The sequence below is a fragment of the Tenacibaculum bernardetii genome (assembly GCF_029125915.1).
GTDB classification, from domain to species: Bacteria; Bacteroidota; Bacteroidia; order Flavobacteriales; family Flavobacteriaceae; genus Polaribacter; species Polaribacter bernardetii.
Window position 1 is genome coordinate 1 of record NZ_JAQJCU010000030.1, and the last position, 2,914, is coordinate 2,914.

Here is a 2,914-nt window from a genome sequence, read left to right on the forward strand (position 1 = left end):
TCCGCGAGGATTTTCGTAAGTAGGCTAGAACTAGCAATAAATTATATACGGTGTTGGCAGTAGTGTTTTTCCACTCACTTATCTCCGTTTACTTTCAAGGTTTTCAATTGCCTTGATTATTTTTTCCGCTTTTTGGTCGTCCGTAGCAACAGTCCAGATTTCATTTAGAATTTCTGTCTGTTCTATTTTCTCCAGCCGTTCAAAAATTCGCAAAACTTGTGCATCTTTAAAGCATTCCAAAATTTCAGAATTGTCATTCATTCCAGTTTGATTTTCCAGATATAATGTCACGATAACAGTATCTCCTCCATCTTTGTTTATTGCGTTTCTAATTTCCGAATTAACAGACATTTTTTTGTCCGAATTTTTTACTGGCCCTAAATTCTTATTTTTTATTTCATAACCATCTATTGTCCCAGACACTTTTAAATCGCCCCATTTTCCTTTGATATTTTTCGTGTTGGGAATTATCAATTGATAAGTCCAAGCTCCATTTCCTGGGATATATTGAAGGGTCAATTTTTCATTCTCAACAATGTAATTCATTTGTTTTTTAGTTTTTCAATGGTCTTAAATTTCGATTTTGTTCGTTTTTTACATTACTGCCAACGTTGTTGTATATGGTTTGTTGCGTGGTTTAAGCACCTAATTTAGCAAATAAAAACCGAATAGAAAATCCGAGAGGATTTTCGTAAGTAGGCTAGAACTAGCAATAAATTATATACGGTGTTGTAAAACGTATTTTTATTTCTCAAAATTCTCTTTTATGTATTCTTCTACGTTACTCTTTTCATAAAAATCATCATAATTTTGAATACTTAAAATGTCTAATACTGCTTTATTTTTGTCTTTAACTTTTTCGTAATATGCTTTACAAATCAAATAGCCTGTCCAATATCCAGCATTTTTTGGTCTTTGTTCATTTGCTTTTTGCCAAGAATTCCAAATACTTTTATTTTTGTCAGTTTTGAAGTCATTCCAGATTTCTGTTTCTTTTCCAATAAATTCAGAATAATCTCCATCAGTTTCTCCACTTATTAATTCCGCTATAAATTCTGCTGAACCTTCTCTCATACTTTTCGAAAGCAATGTATTTCCATCTTCCATTTTTGATTGATTGAAGTGCACCAATTCGTGACTGACAGTTATTGGGATATGTTTTCTCAACATACTAATTCTCAAAATATCTTTATTCCAATTTTCTGTATTTGTGTTTTCTGTTCGACAAAGGATTTCTGTTCCGATTAATAAGCCTCTCTTTGAAATTGTTCCGTTTGATTGAAATTTTCCAATCACAAAATATACATCGGGAAAAACGGCATTTGGATAAATACTTTTGAAAGAATCAAAATTTGAATAAATTCTTTCTTTTAAATCATCAATATTCGTTATATCGTTTCTAATTGATTTGTAGAATTCTTTGTGCCTAATCACAAATTCCGCAAATTTTTCAACATTTCCGATTTTAGTTTTATAGAAATCTTTAAGACCTTTTGTTCCTTTTGAGAAATATTCTTTTTTGAAAATAATTTTGGCATTATCAGTATCATTTATTGCTAAATCGAACGCTTTATAGAAATTGTCAATATCAGATGTGTATATTTTCGATAAACGAGGTTCTTTAGAAACTCTTGAGTTTTGAGATAAAACTGTACACGATTGAAATACAAAAATTATACAGAAAAGATAAAATATTTTATGAAATTCAATTTTCAATTTGAGTTCTGTTTTATATGTTTTACAACGGTCTTGTATATGGTTTGTTGCGTGTTTAAGCACGTAATTTAGCAAATAAAAACCGAATAGAAAATCCGCGAGGATTTTCGTAAGTAGGCTAGAACTAGCAATAAATTATATACGGTGTTAGCACCAGTTTTTTAATCATTTATATAATCTGTTGTTCATTTAATGAAAAGTGTAGTCTTTAGTATTTTCAACGCCAAATACCTTCAGGAATTGGCTTTTCCTCTACTATTTCTACTAATAGACTGTCAGGACCTCTAACAAAAAAACTTTTCATTCCGTGAATAGAGTCAATTTTTATATTATGAACAATATCTAGTCCATCGGATTTCATTTTCTTCATTAGAAACTCAATATTTTCAGTTGAAAAACCAATATGATCGATTGAGCTACCATCTGTTGGTTTAATTTCTTCATTAGTCCACCACGATTCTTCCTCAACTGGTTTGCCAAACACAATTATATTAATATTATTGACGGTCAATAAATTCCATTTCCATCGAAGCTCGTTATTCTGCCATTGCTTCGCTTCTTTATATACTGGAAGGAATCCTAGATTGGATTCAAACCAGTTCATAGTTTTATCAACATCAGATGATAGTAAGTGGATATGTTCAAACCTATGATTTTTGTTTCCAGTATAAACTTCTATGACTTCTTTTTCTGGGCCAAGAAAGTACATCCAAAAATTATCACCAAGAGGTGTAATGTTGGTATGAACCGCTATTCCTTCATTGACTCTCCAGTCAAATTCAGATTGACCATCCACACCTGACCAACCAATATGCCATAAACTGGAACCTAAATGTGTTGATGGTGCAGTATCGACAAGGTTCATTAATAAAAACGATTTTTCCGTAAAAAGAGCATCCACTCGCTCTCGATATTTTATTTGAGTCGCACCAAAGTATTTTTGATAATATGCAATAGTTGAATCTCTGTCTGTAACATTTAGATGGATATGATGAAAATTTACTTTACTTAATTTTTCAGTCTCTTCGGATTTTTCAGGTAGCTGTTTACATCCAACAAATTGAAATATTAGAGTAGCGAAGACAATTAAGGTAGTTCTATATTTTATGTCATTCAAATTATTCATTTTTTCAAATTGGTGCTAACGGTTTTTTGTATAGAAAGTTGCTTTGTAAGAGCTCGGCGAATTTTCCGCAGG

Annotated in this window: 3 protein-coding genes; all 3 read right to left on the bottom strand. The window is 31.3% G+C overall.

Annotated features, from left to right (window positions below; translation table 11 throughout):
* Positions 1 to 78: 78 nt before the first annotated feature.
* Positions 79 to 546 (bottom strand): DUF1905 domain-containing protein, encoded by a 468-nt coding sequence (locus tag P2G10_RS12665; RefSeq protein WP_275316960.1) that lies wholly within the window; start codon positions 544 to 546, stop codon positions 79 to 81.
* A 198-nt stretch (positions 547 to 744) separates the two neighbouring features.
* Positions 745 to 1,716 carry a gliding motility protein GldB-related protein gene (locus P2G10_RS12670; RefSeq protein WP_275316961.1) on the bottom strand — a complete coding sequence of 324 codons (972 nt, stop codon included), beginning with the start codon at positions 1,714 to 1,716 and terminating at the stop codon, positions 745 to 747.
* Positions 1,717 to 1,933: 217 nt separating this feature from the next.
* The gene (locus P2G10_RS12675) at positions 1,934 to 2,842 is read right to left on the bottom strand and encodes a VOC family protein (protein WP_275316962.1); all 909 of its coding nucleotides are present in this window, start codon (positions 2,840 to 2,842) and stop codon (positions 1,934 to 1,936) included.
* Positions 2,843 to 2,914: the final 72 nt, after the last annotated feature.